1 pseudogene is annotated in these 239 nt (G+C 47.3%); it reads left to right on the top strand.

Features of this window, described 5'->3' with window-relative positions:
- A pseudogene (locus tag AAEY62_RS24480) lies at positions 1–239 on the top strand (DNA topoisomerase IV subunit A); the annotation flags it as partial.

Here is a 239-nt window from a genome sequence, read left to right as displayed (position 1 = left end):
AAAAAAGAAATTCAAGAGGCGGCTGAAATATATGGCGACGACCGTCGCTCGCCAGTTGTTGAACGCCTAGAAGCAAAAGCGTTAAATGAAAAAGATTTAATCCCATCAGAGTCGGTCACTGTGGTGCTTTCAGACAAGGGCTGGGCACGCGTTGGCAAAGGACATGATTTAGATGTGCAAGGGTTAAGTTATCGAGCCGGTGATGCTTATAGAGCCTCAGCTCGGGGTAAGAGTAACCA

Source organism: Pseudoalteromonas sp. GW168-MNA-CIBAN-0100, from assembly GCF_040309225.1.
GTDB lineage: Bacteria > Pseudomonadota > Gammaproteobacteria > Enterobacterales > Alteromonadaceae > Pseudoalteromonas > Pseudoalteromonas arctica.
This window is presented reverse-complemented; position numbering and strand designations above follow the sequence as displayed.